The organism is Roseixanthobacter finlandensis, from assembly GCF_043195105.2.
Lineage (GTDB): Bacteria > Pseudomonadota > Alphaproteobacteria > Rhizobiales > Xanthobacteraceae > NCEH01.
The window spans coordinates 2,813,716-2,833,808 of sequence record NZ_CM195536.1 but is presented as its reverse complement, the minus strand read 5'-3'; the positions used below and the strand labels follow the sequence as shown (position 1 = coordinate 2,833,808).

The following is a 20,093-nucleotide window of genomic DNA, read 5'->3' as shown; positions in this document are numbered from 1 at the left end:
AGCCTTGTCAGAACAGAGGCTCTGACAGGACGGAAACGGGAGCAAATTGTTGACACGCGCGCCTGGAATGTACACATGGTTGGAGTAACTTTCGGCAGCGCGACCAGCGGTTAGAACGAGTCCCTGTTGTTAATCGGTGACTTGTGGGTAAGAGGTGGTGCCCGCCCGTCACCGCCCGCCATTTTCCCGAATCCTCATTTTGCCTGCCGCTCTTATGAGTCCTCTCGGTTGCCCGTGCGGCGCGCGGAGGGCCGGGTGTCTGGCGAGATCCTGCAAAATCCAGCTTTCGCCCGGTGTGGCGGCGACCGTTCGGCAAGTTTTGCACAGGCCGGCTAAAAATGCGGGCGGTTCGCTTGACTTGATCCGGGCCGCGCCTTATCACCCGCCATCTCGACGCGCCGCCACGAAGGCAGCGTCGCTCGGGGGGTGTAGCTCAGTTGGTTAGAGCGCCGGCCTGTCACGCCGGAGGTCGCGGGTTCGAGCCCCGTCACTCCCGCCATTTATTTCAATGACTTAAGCCTTATCTGCCCTTCGCCGTGACACTTTTCTGTCCGGCGTCGTGACACTTTCGGTGGCTTTTTGTTCCTTCATCCGTGCCCTGCCGATTTCGCGCGCCTCGTCCACCTGGCGCACGGTGGCGATGTGGACGGGGTTGTACGTCTTCTGCAGGCGCGTGGATGCAGCGAGGGTGTTTGCCATCTTGGTGGACACCCCGCCGGGGCTCGCTCCGCCGGCGAAGGCCTCGATGGTGCCGGAGCGGCGCATGTCGGCGAGCTGACGGCGCTCTGCAACGCCGAACACCTCGGCGCGGATCGTCGAGAAGTCCTTGCCGAGCTTGTCCTTGGTATATGGCCGAGGCAGCCAAGCGCGACCGCCCTTGCTGGTCGGCGCAATGTGCCGCGTCCTGAAAAGGGGTGAGGTTTCCAGCGCCTCGAATCCTTGGCCGGCGAGATAGGCGTCAAGCAATGCTTCCGACCAGCGCGTGAGCGTCCCTGCGGCTGCGCGCCCGGTCTTCGCCCGGCCGAGGCTGAAATAGCTGCCGCCCGAATCGCGCATGCGCTGCGCTCGCGTCAAGCGCCGCACGTCCACCGGCGAGAGCTGGGTATCCCAGGCGATCGCCATGCAGACCGCCAGCCCGCGGTATCCGCGGCGCCATGCGCGCTGGACCAGGCGCTTCACCTCATGGTCGGTCCATGCGCCGGCACGCGGCGGTGGTGCGGAATTGGAGGTGGCGAGCGAGGGATCGCGATCCCGGTCGCAATAGCCCATCACAGCCATCTTTTTCCAAAGCGCCCGCCAGACCTTGATGACGCGAAACGCCTCGCTTTCGGAAACCCGCTCGGCCACCTTGGCTCTGAAGGGGAGCATTTCTTCGGGCTGGATGGTGCGGGGATCCACGTCGCCATAGACTGGCTCGATCCATTTCCAGGCCCGCGCCCAATCGTCCCGGCTTTCTTGCTCGGGCGTCCAAGGCAGCCCTTTTTCCTTTCGATCCAGCTTGCGCATGGCGACGGCGCGTAGGAAGCCGTCTCCCACACTGCCATGCGGAAAGGCGCGCCGCGGCTGCTCGGACGCCAGGCCGCGTCGCGCGCGGTCCCATTCGTCGTTCAGATGGATGGCCTTCGCGCGATCGGCCGATGTCAGTTCCGGGCCGAAGCTGATGAGGCGAAAGCCGTGCGCGCGCATGGTGCGGGTGGGGCGCCAGCGCCAGCGTCCGTTCACGAACACCAGATAGCGAATCTTGTCTGCCCCCACGGGACGCTCACAGGTTGGCGATGCGGCCAAGCGCCACCTCCCGAGCGTCGCGCGACTGCAGCGGCGCCGTCAAGGCCGAGCGGCGATCCATCCAAGCGTCGATGGCCTTGGTATCGTACATTCCCGTGTCGGGATCTGGCCTCGGGAACCCGCGGCCTTCCAGCCGGCCGCGGACGGCATCAAATTCTGCCAGCGTGAGATGCAGCCGCCGCGCCGCCTTTTCCGGGGGAATGTCGCGCGGTTCTACGGAGAAGCGAAGCGCCATCCTCACCTCCCGCACCAGTGCGCCGGCGCGGGGCGGTGGCGCCAGTCGAAGGGATAGGGGCGGGCGAGGCCCGCGGCGATCAGGGTTATGCCCACATCTCGCCCGTCTGCGGTGAGCACGCCGCAGGGGCGGGCGAAATTGCAGGCGCGTGTGCCGGCCGTGCCTGGGCGGCAAGAGCAGGGGACGGCTGAAAGGTCGAGCCCACCGCCGGAGACGATCCTCCGGAGCTTGCGCGTGGCCCTGGCGGCCAGCGTGCGCTCGGCGCGGCAGCGGGCCCGGGCGCCTTTCTCGGGCGTGTCGAATCCCACGAGGCGATACCGCACCGCTCCCACGGCGATTGTATCACCGTCGACCACGCGCACCGCGCCTGGCGCGATGGGGTCGGCGTGGGCGGGCGCCAGCGTGGCGCATATGGCGAGGGCGAGAAGGAGGGCGACAATAGTGCGGATGGCCATGGCTCACGCCTCCCCGGTCTCGATCATCGCATGCCAGCGTTTGAAGCCGTCGTATTTGTCGGCAATCCGGTCGCTGCTGATTGGTATTCCGAGGCGCGTCTCTGCGGTCTCGATACAGGCGATCGCATCGGCCATCTCGCGCGCGAGTTCCTCCCGGTTGGTGCGCCCGCTCGTTGGATCCTGTTCGTCGATGCCCTGGATGATGCAGCGTGCGGCGCGCCCCGCCAGTTCGTTGCATTCCTCGATCAGCTTGCCGAGCACGGCGAGCCGGATGCGATCTCGTTCCGGCGACCACGGGGAGATGATGCCCTCAGTCATGGCTTACGCCTCCCCTTCGAGGGTGACGCGGTTGGCGGGCTTGGCCTCTCGCTCCAGCATGTGCATCGCTTGCAGGTAGAGCCTGACCCCATTGAAAAGCTGTTTCGCCACGGCGGCGCGCGCCAGCCCTTCAGCGGGGCTGATGGTCTTGGCCCGCATCCCTTCAAGGTCGGTGGCGAGACCGCGGATCACGCCGGCGAGATCGAGGCTGTCCGCCACCGGCGCGCTGTCGTAATCACGGCTGGTCATGATAATTCCTTGTCGCTTGGGCGTGTTTCGCCGCCGTTTCCAGCGCTTCGGCGAGCGCGTTGATCTGGCGCGCTAGGCGTCGATCTCGGAATGAGCCCCGCGGCGGCAGTGGCGCCGCATAGCATCGCTCGCAGGAGAGGCAGACGGGCGAGAGGGGCCATTCCTGCTTCGACCCGGGCCAGCGGTTCTCGACGTGTCGCCCGCAGATGGCGCAGTCGAAAGGCGGTGGACGCTCCATTTCTCACACCTCCCCTTTGGAGGGGGTGACCGAAGAGATATATGCGGCCCGGTTCTGGAGTAGCTGCGTTTTCAGCCCGTCCGCTTTTTCGTCGTTCCCAGCGGCCCGGTGGGCAATAACCCAAACGGCATTTCCCACGGCGTAATATCGAAGTGCGGGCATATGGCAGGAGCAGAAACCTACCATCTCGTTGATGACGTCGAGCATCTCGAAGAGCTCATCTTTTGGCAGGCACGTGTATTCGATATCGTTCGTGGGTTGGGTGAGTAGGTTGGGGCGCCCTTCCGCTTTGCGGATCGCCTCAAATACCTTGTGGCAGGTGCATGAGCCGTCCGCCCCCTCCATCTGACAGCTTCCCGCACAGGTGCCATATTGCCAGACGGCTTGCAGGGCCGATAACATCTCCGCCGCTGCATGGACGCTCGCGGGGGTGGAATGGCCCTCGGCCTGGGCGAGGGCGGCAGCGCGGGCCGCGCAGATGATTGACGCGACCTTGTCCCTGCGGCGGTCGGCATAGGGCTCCAGCGATGGGTCGGTGCCGATGCCAAGATAACGCATGACCGCGCCCGCTGTTTCGCTGTCGCCAACCGTCCAGTCGGTTGAACCCTCAGGGGCGGGAGCGGGCGGAGCGGCGGCGAGCATGGCGCGGTAGCTCCTGATGTCAAACTGCCGCTGCTCCTCGTCATTGAGGCGCTTAAGCGCAAGTTCCTCCACATCCGTCGCCGGCGCGCCGTAGAAGAGATATTGATCCCTCCAGACGGCGAGGCGCATTTCGCGGCTCGGCTCGGCTGGCACCATGCGCCATCCCTTCGGGGCGCTTTTATCGGCGGCCGGTTCCGCAGCGGGAACGGGCGGGGCCGCGATCTGCATCTCGTCGATCAGGTGCGTGATGTCGGCAACCAGTGCTTCCGCGAGCCGGCGCATGTCGGGTGAGAATTCAGCTTTACGGGCGCCCGCATCGATCCGCGCCTTGCAGGCTTCCCGCATCGCCTCGGCGCCCGCATGCCATTCCGCCGTCGCGTGAAAATTCGAGCTCACAGCAATGTCTCCTGTGCAGGTGCGGCCGGCGCGGCCGAAGGTGGCCCCCATGCGGGATTGAAGAAGCCGAGGGCGCCCTTGCAGGGCTGGAAGGGCAGGGGCTTGGCGTCGGCGAACACGAGGCCGATGGGGCCGAAGAACCAGGGCGATTCCATCTCGCGCACCACGTCGACGATGCGCGCCTGGCCGACGATGCCGCCGCGTTCGAAGGCGTCCGGGTGCGGCAGCGGGATGTGCGGGAAGGTCGCGGCGATCCAGTCATAGCCGTCGCTGTCGAACTTCTGCCCAGCGTGCAGGAGCACGTCGCCCCGGAAGCGCAGGCCTGGATTGCCGGGGCGCCAGTTCCGGTTTTCGACCGGCTTGAATCCGTGCGCCAGCACCCAGGTCCAGGGCTGGATCACGGAGAGCGCGCGCCATCCGCAGCAATGGGCGGTCATTGCGGCGCCCCCGGCATTCCGTTGTACTCGATGCCGTCGAGCAAGCGGCCGGCGGCGCGCTTGCCGATTCTGGCCGAAAGGCACGAGGCCCTGCTATGGGTTTTCACCGGGCCGATCACGTGCGTTTCTGGGCCGCCGGCGCCATCGTTGAAATGAGCGTGGCCGCGCCAAATGTCGTGATAGATGAGTGTGCCATCTCCGCGTGTCAAAGCGGTCCATTGCGTAAATCCCGACTGCCCAAGTGGGAGCCACTCTCCCCACTGTTTGAAAAGGTAGGGGATGCCGTGGGCGGCACAGAAATCACGGGCGGCGCGGTGCCAGTCGGGATCTGAGGGGCGCGCGCGGTTGCCGCTCTCGCCGCCGGAGATGAGCCATGAGAGGAATTCCCATCCCGTCCAGTCCACCGGGCCACGGGCTGGCTCGTAGCTCACAAAGGTGCGCCAGCGGTCGCCCGCGAGCGCGGAGAGATCCTCGCGCCGTTCATCTGCCCGGTGCTGGTCTTCGACCGAGGTGCCAAGCCAGATATTGCGGGCAGGCGTGTTCACGTGGACGTCGAGGCCCATGCTCACCTGCGCGTCGGCGATGCGCTCGTTCGTCGCCTCATCGGTGAGATAGGCGCGCATGCGGCCGGGCCGCTTGGTGAGCACCTGAAAGTCGTGCCATGTGGCATCGTTCATCACCGCAAAGGTGCGGTCGATCCATTCCACCGGCACGGCCTCGTGAAACAGGTCGCCCATGGAATTGACGAAGATCTTGCGCGGCTTCTGCCAGCGTAGCGGCTGGGTCAGGATGCGCTCGGGTGCAAGCGCCACCTTGCCGGTCCACACAGCGTTGCCGTTCACCACCTGGGTGGTGCCGGCATAATGCGTTGTCGGCTGCATGGCCTCGATGCGCCGGGCCATGCTCATGGCATAGCAATTGGTGCAGCCGGGCGAGACGATGGAGCACCCGACGATGGGATTCCACGTCGCGCCTGGGGAACCGTCGGCCCCTCTGGTCCATTCAATAGAAGTTCTTTGCGCCATCATAGCACCTGGTGGTGAGAGAGATGCTCGATGGCGATAAGGCGCATCTGCCGTCCGGTGGCTGTCAGCCACTCGTCGAGATCGCGGTCTCGTTTCGAGCTGTTGCAGGGGATGCAACAAGGTAGAATGTTGTCGGGGGTCGTTGTCCCGCCTTTCGCGACGGGGACAACGTGATCCCAGGTTTCAGCGACGCCATTGCAGTACGCGCATCCGCCTTCAAAGAGTTCGAGGTAATACTCGCGGGCAACTGCGGGTACCGGCTCGACGCCGCGCTTTCGCATAGTCGCGTGCGCCCGACGACGTTCGCGGTGAGCCTCGTTCGTGGCGTAGCGCTGCCTATCGGTTAACCGCTGATGCTCGCGACAAAGACCTTGGTTCACATCGAAGATGGCAAGCCATTTGGCACAATCTCGGCACCAAGCTTCGCCGCGCCTTCTCGCTTCGGCACGCTCTGTGCGATTGGGTACATCAACATTACTGACGCGAATGCACGAACGACATACATATCCTCGTCCGTTGGCCCTGGAGAGATCGACGTTGAACTCATTGATCGCCTTCACTTGGCGACAACTGGTGCAGCGCCGCGGAAGCGGGCCCCCAAACAGCGTCGCGTCGGTCCAATCCGCCATGGTCAGATCCTCTCGCGGGCGGCGATCTGCACCTCGGCCTTGCGGTCGAGATGGTCGCGCTTTGTGGTGTGTTCCTGATCGGCGAAGGCCTTCATCACGAGGGCTGCGTAGCGCTCGCGCTCGCGGCGCCGGCGCACCTCGGCGAGGTCGATCGGGCCATTGGGCGGGGCGCTCGCCTTATCCGCCATGGCGGTTCTCCCGGCTCACCAGGATGATGCCCAGCAGCGCGCCGATGGCGGCGGCGAGCACACACAGGCCGACGATTTCGGAATCAGGCATGCTCGCCCCCTTCCAATTCGCGCAAGCGGGTTTCGAGGGCTGCGATTTTCTCTTTCAGATCCTGGATTTCCGCGGTCACTTTCTGCCGGATGTTGTATTCGGCCCGTAGTGTCTCCTGACCGATGCCTTCGATGAGGCTGCGCGCCTCGGCCGGCGTCAGGTGGCAGACGGTGGCGCGTTCGGTCCGGCCAGCGGGGTCCGGATTCCGCATGTAAAGGACGATTGAGCCATATTCGGCCTGCACTTCGAGATTGCTCATCGCTCACACCCGCATCGGCATGAGGACATAGAGCGAGGAGGTGTCCTCGCCAGCGGGCGTGATCAGGCAGGGCGAGCCGGGGTCGGCCATGGCCAGGCACAGGCGCTCGCCCGGGGCCACGGCGCAGATATCGCCGACATAGGCGCCGTTGAAGCCGATCTCCAACGGCTCGGCCGAATACTCCACCTCCACCTCGTCGACGGCTGTGCCGGTGTCGGGGTTGACCACCGACAGCGTCAGCGCACCGGCGTCGAAAGCGAATTTCACCCCATTGCCCCGGTCGGAGGAAACCACGCGCACCCGCTCCACGGCGCCGGCGAGAGCAGCCTTGTCGAGTACGGCCTTGAGAGCGTTGCCGCTTGGGATGACGCGCCCATAATCCGGGAAGGTGCCATCAATCAGCTTGCTGGCGAGCGTGGTGGCGCCGGCGGTGAGCCGAAGCAAGGTCTTGCCCACCTCGATCTTGACGTTCTCGCCGCCCAACGGTTTCAGCAGGCGGGCGATCTCGTCGACGGCCTTGCGCGGGATGATGATCCCGGCGAAGGGTCCTTCGCCCTCGCGGATCACACCGTTCGGCGCGGTCACCTGGTATTGCCCCAGCCGGTGGCCGTCGGTGGCCACGGCGCGCAGCATGGGCCTGTCGCATTGTGGCGGCGCCACCACATGCAGGTAGATGCCGTTCAGATAATAGCGGGTCTCCTCGGTGGAGATGGCGAACGCCACCCGGTTGATCATCTTGGCGAGCGTGTTCGCCGGCACCTCGAAACTGTGGGTCGTTCCCGCGCCGGGCGGGTCCGGGAAATCGGTGGGATCCAGCGTCGGCAAGGTGGCGCGGGTGCGGCCGGATTTCACCGTGACCGTTCCCGCCTTGGCCAATTCCAAGCTCACATGGGAGCCGGCGGGCAGCTTGTGCACGAAATCGCGCAAGGTCTTGCCGTGCAGCGTGAGCGCGCCGTCGTTCTGGATCTCGGCCTGCACGCGGGTGGCGCCGGTCATGTCCATGTCGGTGGCGGTCAGGTGCAGCGCGCCGTCCCGCGTCTCGGCCTTGATGTGGCTGAGGATGGGGATGGTGTTGCGGGCTTCCACCAGCTTCACGATGCGGTCGATGCCGGCGAGGAGCGCATCGCGCGTGAGGGTGAGTTTCATGCTGCGGCTCGATCACTGAAGAGGTCGGGTTCCCGCGTCGCCACCGTGGGGTGGTTTCTGGCGGCGCGGATTTCCGCGCGCAGCAGGTCGCAGGTGACGGTGGCGAGGCGCCGGGAAATCCTGGCGCTCGCGCTGTGGCCCTTGCGGGCGCGGGCATAGGCCGCGATCAACGCGCGGCGACGCGCCTCAAGCTGTTTCGCGGCCCGTGCCATGTCAGGCCGCCATTTCCGGCGCGCCCTCGAAGGCGGGCAACCCGGTCTCTTTCGCGGCCTCGGCGAGGTCGATCTGCACCCGTTCGCGCAGGAAATATTCCCACCGATAGAGCTGATAGAACCATGTGATGGCGCCGCCTATCAGGCGGTAGCGCAGGCGCGCGGGGATGCGGATTTTCGGCGGCTCGGAATCGCCGGAAACGAAGGGCGCGACCGAGATCATGAAGATGCCGGGAATGTCGATGGGATCGCCCGCCGCATTCGTGTGCTCGGCGGTGAAGGCCACCTGTCGCTCACCGGTCTGCGGGTTGAAGCTTTGCTTGGCCTTGGAGCCCTCGTTCACCTCAAGCGAGCGGGAAAGGTCCAGCAGCTCGTTCGGCGCGCCGAACTGGGCCTTGAACTTGGGCTCGTACTCGCTGCACTCGCCATCGCGCGGCGAGGCCAGCTCGGCCACGTGCTCTTCTAGAAACAAAGCGAACTCGGCCTGTTTCATGGCCTTGCCGTCGCCGGCGACCCACACCTTGAATTCTTCGGTCAGCGGGAAGGTATAGGCAACACGGTGCTTGCCCTCACGGGCGGTCCCGTCCAGCGCGTGATAATCAAGAACGGCCGTGAGCTTCAGCCCCGGATGGGAGGTCGCTGCGAAGATCACGGAACCATCGTCCTTGTGCCGGTTCACGAGGTCGATGAAGGAGGCGAGCGTGTCCGTGGTCGCCGTGCCCACACGAGGCATGGGCGGGCGGGCTTCCTCGATGAGCGCCTTCAGCGAGATGGGCGCCTGGTCGATCCGATCCCACAGGATGGGCACGCGCGGCGGCAGGCCCCGGCCGAGGCCCTCCGTGGGGATCAGGACGATTTCCGGCTTCGTGCCCTCAGCGGCGAGGGTCTTGATGCGGTCGATGGCATCGCCATCGAGCGATCCGAAATAGGGCGCGCCGCCCGCCGGGGCGAGCAGGGACACGAGCGCGGCATCCGGCGATGTGGTTTCTTCCGTCATAATCGGGACTTCCGTTTTAAGGGTGAGGAGGGTCAGGCGAAGTCGCGCGCGTCGTCGCGCGCGGTGGGACGAGGGCCGAACATGTCGGTCTGGCTCGGATGCTGGACGCTGAGGCCGTTTTCTAGCGGCCAGAATGTGGTTGAAGCGAAGGCCTTTTCCTTCGGGAGTTTCACCTTCACCGTCGGCTTGCAGTCCACGCGATCGCCGAGCTTGGTGAATTCCACTTCGAGGATGACGGTGGCCTGCGCCTTGTCTTCGGGATGCTGGTCGAGCGCCTCAAGGACGCGTTCCATTTCTTCGTTGAGCTTCTCTTCCAGCTTGCCGCGGGAGAGGAGCCCGAGGGTTTGCAGGAAGCTGCGGATGATGCGAACGGACATGTGGGCTCTCCTGTCAGGCGCTTGCGCGCGCGGCGGCGTGGGGGAAGAGGGTGCGCAAGCGCATGCTCCATTCGTCGGCGGCGCGGGGCCATGGCCAGATCTGGATGCGGCCGCGCAGGCGGACGGGCTGGGCGGCCTCAACGACCGGGTCCCAGGGCCTCGGCGCGCGCGGCATGAGGTGCAGGCGCTCGGTGGCGAGCATGGCCAAATCCCAGGCTTTCACCTGCGCATGGATATGCTTCGGCAGGGGCCAGGGCAGCCCGGCGGCCTCGTGAATGGCGCCGTCGCAGCGCCGCTTCATCTCGCGGATCACGGTCCGCATCAGGGGCGCCGCGTCGGCGGCGTCCGGCGCGATCTGCGCGGCGACCTGCGCCAATGCATCCTGCATCGGCGTCGTGATGTCGCCGATATAGGCCTCGTGGGCATCGTGCAGGAGGAACGCCTGGGCCACGTGCCACCCGTCGGCGGCGCCGGCGGCAAGAATGGCGTCCACGCCGAGCACGCAATGCTGCGCCACCGAATAGGAGCCGGAGGGCACATGCCCGCCAAATCGCGAGATGCGCGCGAGGGCACCGGGCACGTCGTGCCCGAGATCGACCATGGCGGCTGTGGGCGCCACCAGGTCGAATGCCCGGCCGCTGGCGGTCTGCATCCAGGGGTTTTCACCGGCCGGGTTCATGCCGAGTCTCCCGTTTTCACGGGGACGAACGCGGGCGCGCCATCCACCAATTGGAGGCGGAAGGGTTCGTCACCACCCCATTTGATGAAATGAACGGTGATGACCTCGGGCTTGTCCAAGCCTCCCCAGGGCGATGCGAACTCTCGCACGAACGCCTCAAGGGTATCGGCGCAGCTTTCGGGCTCGCCCAACTCCCAGCAATTGGTGAAGTCGGCGGGCGGCACGCCCTCAACACGATAGGTTCCATCGGGATAGATGGTGACCTCGCGCCGGCCGCGCGGCTCGCTCCACGTGAAATCCACGCGTTCGTCGAGCAAAACCGGGACCGCATAGACGTCAGCCGGGTCGTCATCGTCCGGAGAGGTCACTTTCGAGACGGCCCCGCCGACCATGAAACCCCAAACGCCGTCGCCGTCTACGAGGGCGCCCGCGATCCATTCCGTCGGGTGCGCCTTTCCCGCCGGCATGGATTCGTCCACCAGGAATTCCGGCCACCAGGTGCGGGCCGGCTGGGATTGATCGTTGGTCATGCGGCCTCCCCGTCGTCGCCCTGGCAGGGCTCAAAGGCGGGAGCGACGCCGCCGAGGTGGGTGCGGGCGATCGCCATCGTCCGGTTGATGGTGCGCGCGAGCCGGACCGGGCAGGTGGGGGCGGAGGCGGTGGCGCATAGCCATGCGCCAATGGCGCCGGCCTGGGCGCGCTGGCCGGTGCGGGCCGCGTGCAGCAGTTCCTGCGAGGCGCACCAGACGAGGCGCGCGACGCGTTCCAGCGGCGTGCCACCGGGCAGGGGGGAAAATCCGGGGGAGGCCAGCAGCATCATGATGCGCGCCTCCCCCGGCTCGACCGCCGCCAGGTGGGGAGGCGGGCGCCCGCGGCGGTCAAGACGATAGCCGCGCCCCACAGGGCGCCGGCAAAGGCGAAGGAAGGCCGGTCGATGCCGTGGAGGTGCGCCACCAAAGCGGCCACTCCCGCGCCAAGGAGGGCGCCCAGGCCGGCGGCGCGGCGGACCATGCGGGGGGTCATGATCGCGGTCATGCCGCCACCTGCTGGCTGGGCGCGCCGGCAAGGCCGCGGGCCTCATCGGCATATTCGATGATCTGGGCGGCCGTGAATCCGGCGCGGGCGAGATCGTGCCGGTCGCAGGCGCCGGTTTCGCGCTCGCGCTCGCGCATCACCTGCGTCATGCGCTCCACGATGGCCCGCGCCTCCTCGGCGCCCTGTGCCGAGGCTTCCGCGACCGGTGCATGCGGGCCGCGCGCCACCAGCGCGAAGCGCCAGGCGAAGGGGGTCCAGGTTTCCGCACCAGCCAGGACGAGGCAGGTGTGCATGTCGTGCAGCAGGCCGTCCACCCGCAGCACCGTGTAGATGTGGCCTTGCTTCAGCGGGCAGCCGGCGGGAAGAGCGAGCGTCTCTTCCAGGCGCACCACGTCGCCGGGATAGAGCGCGCCCTTGTGGGCGGGGAGGAAGGGGGTGGTGCAGGGGGCGGCCATGTCAGGCGGCCTCCGCTTCGGGCGCTTCCGCCGCGGCGGCGGCGGTGAGGCCGGCGACGAACTCGGCGCGCACATTGGCGATGCGGGCGGCGAGGGCATCGAGCGCGGCGAGGAAGGCGCGGGCATCGTCCGTCGCCTCCACCTGCGCCTCGCCCAGGGCCTCGTCCATCTCCCGGCGCAGGGTGGTGCCTTCGGCGGCGCCGGCGAGCCGGGCTTCCTGCGCGGGTAGATAATCGGCGCATGCGGTGAAATCGCCGAGCTCTTCCTCGGCATCGGCCAGGCTGGCCTGAAGGCCGGCACACGCCCGCTTCAGCGTGTGCGCCTCATCGGCCGTGAGCTGGGCCGGATAGGTGATGTCGGACATGTTCACGGATGTGCTCCTTGGAACGCCGCCGCCTCGGCGAAGGTCATCTGTCGGGGAAAGGCGCGGCGGGGCGCTCCCGAGGGCTGAAAGCTGGGGATGTGCGCCGCCGGGCGCATGGCGCCCGCTGCGATCACGGGTGGTTCGGAAAGGCATGCGCGCGCGGCGGCGAGGTGCGCATCGATTTCCGCGCGTGTGAACCCGGCTTCGATCAGATCGTCGCGCGTGCACAGGCCCGTCTCATGGCGATGCCGCGCGATGGCCTGCGCCAGGGCGCAGATGCGGGCGAGGGCTTCAGACATGGTGCACCCGCCCGCCCGAAGGCGCGGTGCTGTCTTGTGCCGGGTGCAAATCCTGGTTGTAGATAGGTGGGCGCGAGCCGACGCGAATCGGCCCGCGCCCTGACACCCGCCGACACACCAATTGCCGGAGAGCATCAATGGGTAAAACTGCGGGGATGCGGCTGTGAACGAGCCGGACAACATCCTTCGCTTCAAGGCGCAGACGCTGCACGCCCTGGGGAAGCTCTACGCTGCCCATCCGCGCCGGCAGTTCCTTTTGTTCTCCGATCTTTTCGGAGAGGGCGGGCCGACACTCGCCGCATTTGAGGCGGAGTTCTCGGAGACGCCGGACCCGCGCGTCCAGGAGGGGATCGAAACGATCCGCTGGCTTTTGCGCCACGGCTATATCGATGGGGCGGCGCATCAGTTCGGCGCCCGCGACGCCGGATTGACGCCAAAAGCCTGGGCGTCGCTGGATAAGCCGGACCCGTTGGACCCGTCGACGTCCATGGGAGCCAAGGTCGTCGCCTGGGCGAAGGGCGCGGCATCGGAGGGGAGTAAGGCGGGTGCATCCGCGCTTGGCTCAGCGGCTATTGCGGCCATCGGCAAATCGCTCGGCGTTCCCGGCTTCTGACCGGGTGGCCGGATGAAGGGGCGCGCGGCGCCGGCATTTGCGGCACCCAGGCCGGCCATCTCGCTGGCCAGAAGTCCGCTGCGGTGCTGGGCAACGCGCAGGGCATGCGCGGTGTAATTGCGGATGGCGAGAGTGAGGGACGCCACGAAGATCGGGTCTTCGGGCGTCACGCCATGCCGCAGGCACCAATCGCGAAACGAGAGGGAAATCTCGCACGGATGGGGAACCGAGACCTCGTCTTCCGTCCGCCGCGCCGCCTCTTCGGCGAGACAGCGGGCCAGGGACCGCCGGGCCTGTTCCACAGCGGAGACAGGCAGATCCTCGCGGGGATCGGCGCCGGCCGTGAGCTGGGCCGGATAGGTGATGTCGGACATTGGTGCTCCCCATCGGGTGGATGGGGGTACTGTAGGAATAGTCCTATCCTAGGTCAATAGGCAAAATCCTATTGCGCTATCCAGCTATGTCGCACCGGGCGAAAGCCAAGGCTTTTTGGTTTGGCTCGGGACGCGATCTTCCCACTCTGCATCCGACTTTGGGGGTGGGGCATGCGGTTCGGCCTGAGGAGGTCTGCTTCCCCGGCTGGCGATAAAATCGTCAAGCGCCTGTTCTCGGGTGAGCGCGGGGCGTTCGGCTGGGGATGGAGTTGTTGGGCGCGTCTCTCGAATAGCGCGCTCGATTCTATAGCCGATGAAAATGACCGATGCGGAGATCAGCGCGCCAACATAAATGACAGAACTCAAGATGAGTTCGAAGGAGGTCTTCGCGAAGATGAAAATAAAAACAGAAGCAGATAAAAGAACCGCGGACGTAAGGAATGAAACGAAGCTCTTTGAAAGTAAGGAAAATGCCGCTGGCGCTAATAGCGTCAACGCAATGGCGGCTAATATCCCATAACTTCCGTTAGTCGCGCCCATCGCATCGCCCCCCTAAAAGCCAGTCTACATGCGTGAAATTCGACAGACGACCCGCCCGATCACATGAATCTCATCCGCAGGCAATTCGCGCTCCGAGTGTAGTGGATTGTCGGAAATCACTTTTATCATAATGGGATCTTGAGTGCCTTGAATGTATTCAATCCGCTTTATTTGCACCCCGTAAGGTCCGCCGATTGCATACAAGCCGTCCGATGAGGGGGTGTTCTGTCGCCGATTAATCATCACCCTGTCGCCTGGCATCAGCGTTGGCATCATGGAATCGCCATCGACCGGGAGAATTTCGAGTTCGGCTTCGCGCGAGCGAAGCTCTGCCCGAACGAAGTCCACAGGGAGGCGCCAAGTTGCACGCACTCCGTCGGCGACCTCGCCGTCCACCATTACCTCAGTGCCGTAGCCGCCGTTTCCGAGACCGGCGCGGACGTCGATTTCCAGAATCTCCCCTGGCTCAAGGCTACGCCGTTTCCGCTTTTGGATCGCCACCAGCGCATCTTCATCGCCGACGTTGTCGCTTTCTGGGGGGTCTTGGCGTCTCGGGTTGGCGCGCAATTCATCCTCATCAATGCCGAGCAGCGAGCTAAGTTGTTCTCTCACTCTTTCGGGTAATTCAGCGGGAACACCCCGCTTTATAAACTGTTGCAAATACGCATGGTTTTTGCCGAGTTGCTTCGATAGCTCGGACAGGTTCAACCTGCGCTCAGCCACCTGCTGGAGAATTTTCACACGCGCCGTATCCATGGGCGAAGTGTAGGAAAAATCCGACAGCGAAGGCGAATAGGATTTAGCCTCTTGCTTGATAGGCATTTTCCTATAATCTCCCGTTCCATGATGACACCCGATCAATTCCGAGCCGAGCTGGACGCTTACCTTGATCGCTCAGGCATGAGGCCCACCCGCTTCGGCCGCGACGCGGTGGGTGATCCGAATTTTGTTTTTCAGGTTCGCGAGGGCCGTGTGCCGAGTCTTCGGCTGGCCGAGAGAGCCCTGAAATTCATGCGCGAGCATGAAAGCGGCTCGACATCCTCTCCCTCGGAGGTCGCGGCATGAAGCTCAAGCGCTGTCTTTCAGCCTCGTCCCTTTGGCACCGCATATCGGTGGACATGCGCCAGCACCTGCCCGGAAAGCGCTTCGAAGCTCCCGAGGGCGAACCGCACGGTGGTCTCCATCTCCTTTGGCGCCGATTTTGCCGCGCGGTGCAGCATGGTCTCGGTGTTGTCCATCACCTGCGCGGTGAACTGTGCAGGATCGCTGGTGTGCGCCGCCATGTGGCCGAGCAGGGTCACGACCATGGTCTCCAAGGTCATGATCCGGCCGCGCAACTCGTTGTCCGTCATCTCGCTCATGATTTCTTCTCCTTCGATCCGATCTTCAGGTTGGCATCTCCCGCCGCCCCTCAAGCTGGGGCGCGCGGCATGAGCCCGGATCTCTGCGATATCGCCAAGCTTCGAATATTGCCCGTTCGGGAGCCTTCCATCGGAGCGCCACTTCCGCCGACGCTCCTCGCTGTCATCCGTCAAACCGGAGGTCCGGGCAAATGACGTTCCCGCCCTCATCCAACCACCCGGCCTGCTGCCCCATCGTCAAGATGAAGTCCATAATCCTTGATCAGATCGGTGTGCGACATGGCTGATGATCCTCGCGTGCTGATGGCCGCCCATTTCTGGGGCCGCAACTGGTCGGTTTCCACGAAATTCCTATTCCTGAACCCGCATCGGGACGGGCTTGGGCTCTCTCTCTTCGCCGGGAGCGGGACAGACAATACGTGCTCGGCCTGCATCTCGTTTGCCGACACGGACTATGCCCGCGACCTGTGCGCGGCACTCGGCGAAGCCGCCCGGCGCGTCAACACCGAATGGGGTTTGCCCGAGGCTGCCCTGGCCAAGACCTTCACCGGCCGGCGCGATCCGGAAACCGGCGCTGTGGTGTCGAAGGCTCCTCACGCGGAGGTCGCGGCATGAGCGATCGTAAGAAATGGGATGCGTACATCGCATCAAGTTTTGCCCCCACGCCGAGCTTGCTTCGCTGCATGGAAGAACTCGCGAAGGAGCGCTTCTGCGGCTTCGATTGCCTCTTCGCCGCCGTCAGGGAATTCGGGTATGGCCGCCCTGGCCTTGCTCAGATCAATGAGGGCGATCCGCTCCACGTCGCCGATATCGCTTTCGGTGAGCCGCTTCTTCTTCGCGGCGCCCGCAAGGTCGCCATAGACCTTGGAGACACCCAAGAAAAACAGCGTGTTGGTGAGTTCGCCGAAAATCGCTTTGGTCATGCGTTTGTCCAATTCCTAATAGAGTTCCACCCGGCGCTCTTCGCCCCATCCCCTCCCTCGGAGGTCGAGGCATGAACGCTCCACACCTCGATGAGGGCTGGGCCAGCCTTGCCCGGATGGCGGATGATCCGTCCGAGCGCGCTGCGCTGCTCCAGGAGATTGCCGCCCTGATGGGGCGGGACACGTTCGCGGCCGCCGAGGGGCATTTGCGCATTGACGTGCCATTGCCCGCCGCCCTTGATCATGTGCCCGCCTCAATTCTTCGCTCCGCTGTCGGGCTTTCCCGCAGCTACGCCTGCATCCTGCTGCGCGCGGCGGTGACCATGCCCGAGCGGTTTTCCCATTGGGCGGCCGGACAGGGCGATTGCCTGGATCTCCCCGGAGAGCGCCTGCAATTGCTCGACGATGGACGGGTCGGCTTTCATCTGGGCCGTGAGCTTGGGGATGATGTTCTGAACGACGTCGAGCAGGCGCGGCCTGACGCCGGGGTCAGCCCTAACGGCGTCGCGGGCGCAGGCCTTCGCGAGTTCAATCAGGAAATTGCGGAAGAGCACCTCCTCCGCAGATGCAAGCCGTCGTTCACCCATTCCGAGCCTCCGGTCCCTGTGAGGGCGACGCCGCCCCCGTGATCTGACGCCACCCACAAGACACCACCGAAACCGTTCCCGGTACGGGAAAACGCGCTGCGTTTTCCCGACATGGGAATGCTTTTGCCGCTTGACAGAAGGGATGACCCATGAGCGACGCGCGGCCCCTGAATGAACAATGGTTCCATCGCATCAAGGCGGCCACGCGGGATCTGGTGAAGATCTGCGGCGGCGTGGTGCGCGCCGGCGAGGTGGCGAACCGCTCCAAGACCGAGGTTTCGCGCTGGCAAAGCGCGGGCGACAGCGACGTGATCGACCTTGCCGCCGCCCTGGCGCTCGAGGCGGATTGCGGCGTGCCGGTGGTCACCACCGTGATGGCGGAAGTGAATGGGCGCCGGCTCACCGACGAGGTCGCCGCCCAATCCGCCGCGAGCCTGCTGGACCGCCATTCCGAGGTGCTCCGCCGGTCGGCGGAAACCTGCGTCCTGGTTGCCCAGGCCCTCGCCGACCACACGGTCACCCCCGCCGAGGCCGAATTGATCGACCGTTCGCTGGCGGAGCAGGAAGTCTCCCTGCGCCACATGCGCGCCGGCCTCGCGAGCGTGAAGGGCGCGGGCGCGGTCAATGCCTCCGCCCCCATGAATGCCGCGCAGATGAATTTGCGCGCGGTCTGACGACTGGCGAGGGGAGGCGATCATGGGGAGCGGACAGAAAGCCAGCGGCCACAAGCGCAAGGGAGGCGTGCGCCTGTCCTTCGTCGCGGAGCTTGCGGCGGATTATGACGCGGCGCGCAAGAGCATCAGCGCCAACAATCCGGATTTCCGCCGGCTGGACGGCATCGCCGGAAGCCTCGGCCTGCTCGCCGCACTGATGCGCCACCACAAGCCGCCGCGCGATGTGGTGGACCTCGATCGCGCGCCGTTCGTCTGGCGCGGCGACGTTTTGGCGGCGGTGTAGCCCATGCGCGCGCTCTCGCCCCGTCCGGTGCTGGTGGTGCACCGCCCCGGCTATTTCCGCCGCCGCGCCCCGGCTGCGCGCCGCATGGCCGCGCGCGGCTACACGGTGGGCGAGATCGCCATTTGCCTGCGCCTGTCGCGCCGCTGGGTGCGCCGGGCCTTGGCTGGCCGAGCCGCCAACGGGCGCGTGTGGTCGCCGCGCGAACGCGCGCTGATGGCCGAAATGGGGAGGGCCGCACATGTCTGAGCGCGATCCCGATTTCGACGCCTGGGTGAACGAGGCGCGCGCCGTCACCGTCGCCGAGGTGGTGAACGAGGCGCGCGCCGTCACCGTCGCCGAGGTGGTGGACAGGCGCGGCATTCGCCTTGGCAAGGGTGCGGTGGAACGCATGGGGCCATGCCCCGTATGCGGCGGCACGGACCGGTTCGGCATCAATGTGCGCAAGAACGTCTTCATCTGCCGGGGCTCCGGGCGCGGGGGGGATGCCATCGCTTTGGTGCAATATCTCGACGGGGCGGATTTTCTCGGCGCGTGCGAGACGCTCACGGGGCGCAAGCCGCCGCGCGGGGAGGGCACGCGCGCCAGCCCGGAAGACCTGGCGGCGCGGGCCGAAGAGCACCGCGCAAAGGAAGCGGCGCGCGAGGCCAAATCGAACCGCTATCGCGAAGAGGAGCGGGGGGCACTCTATGCCCATTGGCTTGGCGCGAAGCCGGCCAATGGCACGCCGGTGCAGGCCTATTTCGCGTTGCGGCGGCTCAAGCTGCCGCCGTTCGCGCCGCTGCGCTTCATGCCCATCGCGCCCTATTTCCACGGCCGCGAACCCGACGGCCGGGGCGGCACATGCGCCCGCATCATTCATCGTGGCCCGGCCATGGTGGCGGCGATCACCGATGCCGACGGGAGTTTCGCCGGGCTTCACACCACCTGGCTCGATCTCAGCCAGCCCAAGGGCAAGGCGGTAATCGTCGATCCCGACACGGGAGAGGTGCTGCCGGCTAAGAAGGTGCGCGGCTCGAAACAGGGCAATCGCATCCTGCTGGTGCGCGCCGCGAGCGGTGCGCCGGTGGCGCAGATCGCGGGCGAGGGGATCGAGACCGTGTGCGCGGTCTGGACGGCGCTTTCGGGGGCGGGCGAGGATCTGCGGCGCACCGAATTCGTGAGCGGGGTCGACCTCGGCAATCTCGCCGGCAAGGCCCTGGACCGCGTGGCGCATCCGACGCGCACCGCCACGGACGCGCGCGGCCGCACGCGCGCCAGCAAGGTGCCCGGGGCGGAGCCGGATTTCGACAGCGCCGCGATGTTCGTGCCGCCGGAAATCCAGCGCCTGACCTTGCTGGGCGACGGCGACAGCGACCCCGTCGCCACCGGTCTTTCCATGGAGCGCGCCCGGCGCCGCCACGCCGCCACCGTGCCGCATGTGGCCATCGCCTGGCCGCCGGCGGGGATGGATTTCGACGATCTGCTGCGGGCACCGCTCGCCAATGAAGGGGAGGCGGCATGAAAGCGTCTTGGGAGCCTTATGACGATCTGATTGCCCGCGGCCTCGCGGCGGGGGAGGCCTTTTCGCAGATCACGCTCGCGATCCTTGAGGCTGGTCGCGCGGACACCACGCGCAACGCCGTCATCGGGCGTGCGCGTCGGCTTGGGCTTGAATCGGCGGTGAAGCCGGGATGCGGGCAGGTGCGGGTGGCGCGAAAGCGGGGGCAGCCCATGGCGCAAGAGCCTGCGCAGCGCGTCGAGATCCGCAAGACGTGGGCCGTGGGAAAGGCGCGAGCCGTGCCGCCGGGTGCCAAGGAGCTATGCCTTGGGGCGGCGGGCCTTAAGACGTCAGGCCTTGGGGCTGCACCGCGCGGCGCGCGCGCCGTTCCTCCCGCCCAGCCGGTCGCGACAGGTGATCGCCTGACCCATGTGGAGCGCTTTCGCGCCTTTCGCGCCGCCTTCCTGCCGCCGGATAAGCCCGTGCGGCTGGCGGATATCGAGGCCGGTGCGTGCCGCCGGCCGGTGGGCGGTGGATGGGGGGCTGATCTCCTGATGTGCGGCGCGCGGGTGCGGGGCGTGGGCTCTTATTGCCGCGCCTGCGCCAAGCTCATCTATGCCCCGCGCCCCGAGGGGGCACCCGTGCTGCCTCGGCTCGCCGGGGCCGGCATGGCCGCGTTGCCTGAGCCTACGGAGGGCGAGGTGGACCTCGTCGACCAATTCGGCGAGGGCGCGTGATGTCAGGCTTTAT

Annotated in this window: 34 protein-coding genes and 1 tRNA gene; 9 read left to right on the top strand and 26 right to left on the bottom strand. The window is 66.1% G+C overall.

Annotation, left to right across the window (positions count from 1 at the left end; translation table 11 throughout):
- Positions 1 to 422: 422 nt before the first annotated feature.
- Positions 423 to 499 (top strand) — tRNA-Asp (locus V5G24_RS13445).
- Between the two features lie 14 nt (positions 500 to 513).
- Here V5G24_RS13445 and V5G24_RS13440 read toward each other — a convergent pair.
- The 22 genes from V5G24_RS13440 to V5G24_RS13335 all read right to left on the bottom strand — a co-directional run bounded on the left by V5G24_RS13440 (position 514) and on the right by V5G24_RS13335 (position 12,511).
- Positions 514 to 1,686, bottom strand: coding sequence for a hypothetical protein (locus tag V5G24_RS13440; protein WP_394085768.1), 1,173 nt, complete (start codon positions 1,684 to 1,686; stop codon positions 514 to 516).
- Between the two features lie 76 nt (positions 1,687 to 1,762).
- Entirely contained in the window at positions 1,763 to 2,020 is a 258-nt protein-coding gene (locus tag V5G24_RS13435; protein WP_394085769.1) for a hypothetical protein, read from the bottom strand.
- Positions 2,021 to 2,022: 2 nt separating this feature from the next.
- On the bottom strand, positions 2,023 to 2,475 hold the full coding sequence (locus V5G24_RS13430; protein ID WP_394085770.1) for a thermonuclease family protein: 453 nt from the start codon (positions 2,473 to 2,475) through the stop codon (positions 2,023 to 2,025).
- Positions 2,476 to 2,478: 3 nt separating this feature from the next.
- Positions 2,479 to 2,793, bottom strand: coding sequence for a hypothetical protein (locus V5G24_RS13425; protein WP_394085771.1), 315 nt, complete (start codon positions 2,791 to 2,793; stop codon positions 2,479 to 2,481).
- Between the two features lie 3 nt (positions 2,794 to 2,796).
- Entirely contained in the window at positions 2,797 to 3,042 is a 246-nt protein-coding gene (locus V5G24_RS13420) for a hypothetical protein (protein ID WP_394085772.1), read from the bottom strand.
- A gap of 241 nt (positions 3,043 to 3,283) precedes the next feature.
- A complete protein-coding gene (locus V5G24_RS13415; RefSeq protein WP_394085773.1) occupies positions 3,284 to 4,318 on the bottom strand; it encodes a hypothetical protein in 1,035 nt (344 codons plus the stop codon).
- The gene (locus V5G24_RS13410) at positions 4,315 to 4,755 is read right to left on the bottom strand and encodes an ASCH domain-containing protein (protein WP_394085774.1); all 441 of its coding nucleotides are present in this window, start codon (positions 4,753 to 4,755) and stop codon (positions 4,315 to 4,317) included. Before V5G24_RS13410 ends, V5G24_RS13415 begins: the two co-directional genes overlap by 4 nt.
- On the bottom strand, positions 4,752 to 5,780 hold the full coding sequence (locus V5G24_RS13405) for a DUF5131 family protein (RefSeq protein ID WP_509292322.1): 1,029 nt from the start codon (positions 5,778 to 5,780) through the stop codon (positions 4,752 to 4,754). The genes V5G24_RS13410 and V5G24_RS13405 overlap by 4 nt, the downstream gene beginning before the upstream one ends.
- Positions 5,780 to 6,409, bottom strand: coding sequence for an HNH endonuclease (locus V5G24_RS13400; RefSeq protein WP_394085775.1), 630 nt, complete (start codon positions 6,407 to 6,409; stop codon positions 5,780 to 5,782). Before V5G24_RS13400 ends, V5G24_RS13405 begins: the two co-directional genes overlap by 1 nt.
- A 2-nt stretch (positions 6,410 to 6,411) precedes the next feature.
- Positions 6,412 to 6,597: a hypothetical protein gene (locus tag V5G24_RS13395; RefSeq protein WP_394085776.1), complete on the bottom strand. Its 186-nt coding sequence runs from the start codon at positions 6,595 to 6,597 to the stop codon at positions 6,412 to 6,414.
- An 83-nt stretch (positions 6,598 to 6,680) separates the two neighbouring features.
- A complete protein-coding gene (locus V5G24_RS13390) occupies positions 6,681 to 6,947 on the bottom strand; it encodes a hypothetical protein (RefSeq protein WP_394085777.1) in 267 nt (88 codons plus the stop codon).
- Between the two features lie 3 nt (positions 6,948 to 6,950).
- Complete coding sequence (gene dnaN, locus V5G24_RS13385; protein WP_394085778.1) at positions 6,951 to 8,093, bottom strand: DNA polymerase III subunit beta; 1,143 nt, start codon at positions 8,091 to 8,093, stop codon at positions 6,951 to 6,953.
- Positions 8,090 to 8,305 (bottom strand): hypothetical protein, encoded by a 216-nt coding sequence (locus V5G24_RS13380; protein ID WP_394085779.1) that lies wholly within the window; start codon positions 8,303 to 8,305, stop codon positions 8,090 to 8,092. Before V5G24_RS13380 ends, dnaN begins: the two co-directional genes overlap by 4 nt.
- A 1-nt stretch (position 8,306) precedes the next feature.
- The gene (locus tag V5G24_RS13375) at positions 8,307 to 9,302 is read right to left on the bottom strand and encodes a DUF2303 family protein (RefSeq protein ID WP_394085780.1); all 996 of its coding nucleotides are present in this window, start codon (positions 9,300 to 9,302) and stop codon (positions 8,307 to 8,309) included.
- 32 nt (positions 9,303 to 9,334) lie between these two features.
- Complete coding sequence (locus tag V5G24_RS13370; RefSeq protein WP_394085781.1) at positions 9,335 to 9,679, bottom strand: YfdP family phage-associated protein; 345 nt, start codon at positions 9,677 to 9,679, stop codon at positions 9,335 to 9,337.
- Positions 9,680 to 9,692: 13 nt separating this feature from the next.
- On the bottom strand, positions 9,693 to 10,358 hold the full coding sequence (locus V5G24_RS13365) for an HD domain-containing protein (protein ID WP_394085782.1): 666 nt from the start codon (positions 10,356 to 10,358) through the stop codon (positions 9,693 to 9,695).
- Positions 10,355 to 10,888 carry a hypothetical protein gene (locus tag V5G24_RS13360; protein ID WP_394085783.1) on the bottom strand — a complete coding sequence of 178 codons (534 nt, stop codon included), beginning with the start codon at positions 10,886 to 10,888 and terminating at the stop codon, positions 10,355 to 10,357. Before V5G24_RS13360 ends, V5G24_RS13365 begins: the two co-directional genes overlap by 4 nt.
- Positions 10,885 to 11,178 carry a hypothetical protein gene (locus V5G24_RS13355; RefSeq protein WP_394085784.1) on the bottom strand — a complete coding sequence of 98 codons (294 nt, stop codon included), beginning with the start codon at positions 11,176 to 11,178 and terminating at the stop codon, positions 10,885 to 10,887. The genes V5G24_RS13360 and V5G24_RS13355 overlap by 4 nt, the downstream gene beginning before the upstream one ends.
- Entirely contained in the window at positions 11,175 to 11,393 is a 219-nt protein-coding gene (locus V5G24_RS13350) for a hypothetical protein (protein WP_394085785.1), read from the bottom strand. The genes V5G24_RS13355 and V5G24_RS13350 overlap by 4 nt, the downstream gene beginning before the upstream one ends.
- Positions 11,390 to 11,848, bottom strand: a complete 459-nt coding sequence (locus V5G24_RS13345; RefSeq protein ID WP_394085786.1) for a hypothetical protein — start codon at positions 11,846 to 11,848, stop codon at positions 11,390 to 11,392. The genes V5G24_RS13350 and V5G24_RS13345 overlap by 4 nt, the downstream gene beginning before the upstream one ends.
- A gap of 1 nt (position 11,849) precedes the next feature.
- Entirely contained in the window at positions 11,850 to 12,218 is a 369-nt protein-coding gene (locus tag V5G24_RS13340; RefSeq protein WP_394085787.1) for a hypothetical protein, read from the bottom strand.
- Positions 12,215 to 12,511, bottom strand: coding sequence for a hypothetical protein (locus V5G24_RS13335; protein ID WP_394085788.1), 297 nt, complete (start codon positions 12,509 to 12,511; stop codon positions 12,215 to 12,217). Before V5G24_RS13335 ends, V5G24_RS13340 begins: the two co-directional genes overlap by 4 nt.
- A gap of 163 nt (positions 12,512 to 12,674) precedes the next feature.
- Between V5G24_RS13335 and V5G24_RS13330 the strand changes: the two genes are divergently transcribed.
- The gene (locus V5G24_RS13330; RefSeq protein WP_394085789.1) at positions 12,675 to 13,124 is read left to right on the top strand and encodes a hypothetical protein; all 450 of its coding nucleotides are present in this window, start codon (positions 12,675 to 12,677) and stop codon (positions 13,122 to 13,124) included.
- Between the two features lie 458 nt (positions 13,125 to 13,582).
- On the opposite strand, the gene V5G24_RS13325 is transcribed toward V5G24_RS13330, so the two are convergent.
- The 3 genes from V5G24_RS13325 to V5G24_RS13315 all read right to left on the bottom strand — a co-directional run bounded on the left by V5G24_RS13325 (position 13,583) and on the right by V5G24_RS13315 (position 15,399).
- On the bottom strand, positions 13,583 to 14,038 hold the full coding sequence (locus V5G24_RS13325) for a hypothetical protein (RefSeq protein ID WP_394085790.1): 456 nt from the start codon (positions 14,036 to 14,038) through the stop codon (positions 13,583 to 13,585).
- Between the two features lie 24 nt (positions 14,039 to 14,062).
- Complete coding sequence (locus V5G24_RS13320; protein WP_394085791.1) at positions 14,063 to 14,860, bottom strand: S24 family peptidase; 798 nt, start codon at positions 14,858 to 14,860, stop codon at positions 14,063 to 14,065.
- A gap of 260 nt (positions 14,861 to 15,120) precedes the next feature.
- Positions 15,121 to 15,399, bottom strand: coding sequence for a hypothetical protein (locus tag V5G24_RS13315; RefSeq protein ID WP_394085792.1), 279 nt, complete (start codon positions 15,397 to 15,399; stop codon positions 15,121 to 15,123).
- A 279-nt stretch (positions 15,400 to 15,678) separates the two neighbouring features.
- On the opposite strand from V5G24_RS13315, the gene V5G24_RS13310 reads away from it, so the two are divergent.
- A complete protein-coding gene (locus V5G24_RS13310; RefSeq protein ID WP_394085793.1) occupies positions 15,679 to 16,014 on the top strand; it encodes a hypothetical protein in 336 nt (111 codons plus the stop codon).
- Positions 16,015 to 16,046: 32 nt separating this feature from the next.
- Here V5G24_RS13310 and V5G24_RS13305 read toward each other — a convergent pair whose 3' ends face one another.
- Positions 16,047 to 16,322 carry a hypothetical protein gene (locus V5G24_RS13305; protein ID WP_394085794.1) on the bottom strand — a complete coding sequence of 92 codons (276 nt, stop codon included), beginning with the start codon at positions 16,320 to 16,322 and terminating at the stop codon, positions 16,047 to 16,049.
- Positions 16,323 to 16,438: 116 nt separating this feature from the next.
- Here V5G24_RS13305 and V5G24_RS13300 point away from each other — a divergent pair, with 116 nt between their 5' ends.
- From V5G24_RS13300 to V5G24_RS13275, 6 genes are all read left to right on the top strand, one after another.
- Positions 16,439 to 16,951, top strand: coding sequence for a hypothetical protein (locus tag V5G24_RS13300; RefSeq protein WP_394085795.1), 513 nt, complete (start codon positions 16,439 to 16,441; stop codon positions 16,949 to 16,951).
- A gap of 107 nt (positions 16,952 to 17,058) precedes the next feature.
- On the top strand, positions 17,059 to 17,583 hold the full coding sequence (locus tag V5G24_RS13295; protein WP_394085796.1) for a hypothetical protein: 525 nt from the start codon (positions 17,059 to 17,061) through the stop codon (positions 17,581 to 17,583).
- A gap of 22 nt (positions 17,584 to 17,605) precedes the next feature.
- The gene (locus tag V5G24_RS13290) at positions 17,606 to 17,866 is read left to right on the top strand and encodes a hypothetical protein (protein WP_394085797.1); all 261 of its coding nucleotides are present in this window, start codon (positions 17,606 to 17,608) and stop codon (positions 17,864 to 17,866) included.
- Positions 17,867 to 17,869: 3 nt separating this feature from the next.
- Positions 17,870 to 18,112: a helix-turn-helix domain-containing protein gene (locus V5G24_RS13285; protein ID WP_394085798.1), complete on the top strand. Its 243-nt coding sequence runs from the start codon at positions 17,870 to 17,872 to the stop codon at positions 18,110 to 18,112.
- Entirely contained in the window at positions 18,105 to 19,367 is a 1,263-nt protein-coding gene (locus V5G24_RS13280; RefSeq protein ID WP_394085799.1) for a DUF7146 domain-containing protein, read from the top strand. Before V5G24_RS13285 ends, V5G24_RS13280 begins: the two co-directional genes overlap by 8 nt.
- The gene (locus tag V5G24_RS13275) at positions 19,364 to 20,080 is read left to right on the top strand and encodes a GcrA family cell cycle regulator (protein WP_394085800.1); all 717 of its coding nucleotides are present in this window, start codon (positions 19,364 to 19,366) and stop codon (positions 20,078 to 20,080) included. Before V5G24_RS13280 ends, V5G24_RS13275 begins: the two co-directional genes overlap by 4 nt.
- Positions 20,081 to 20,093 lie beyond the last annotated feature (13 nt).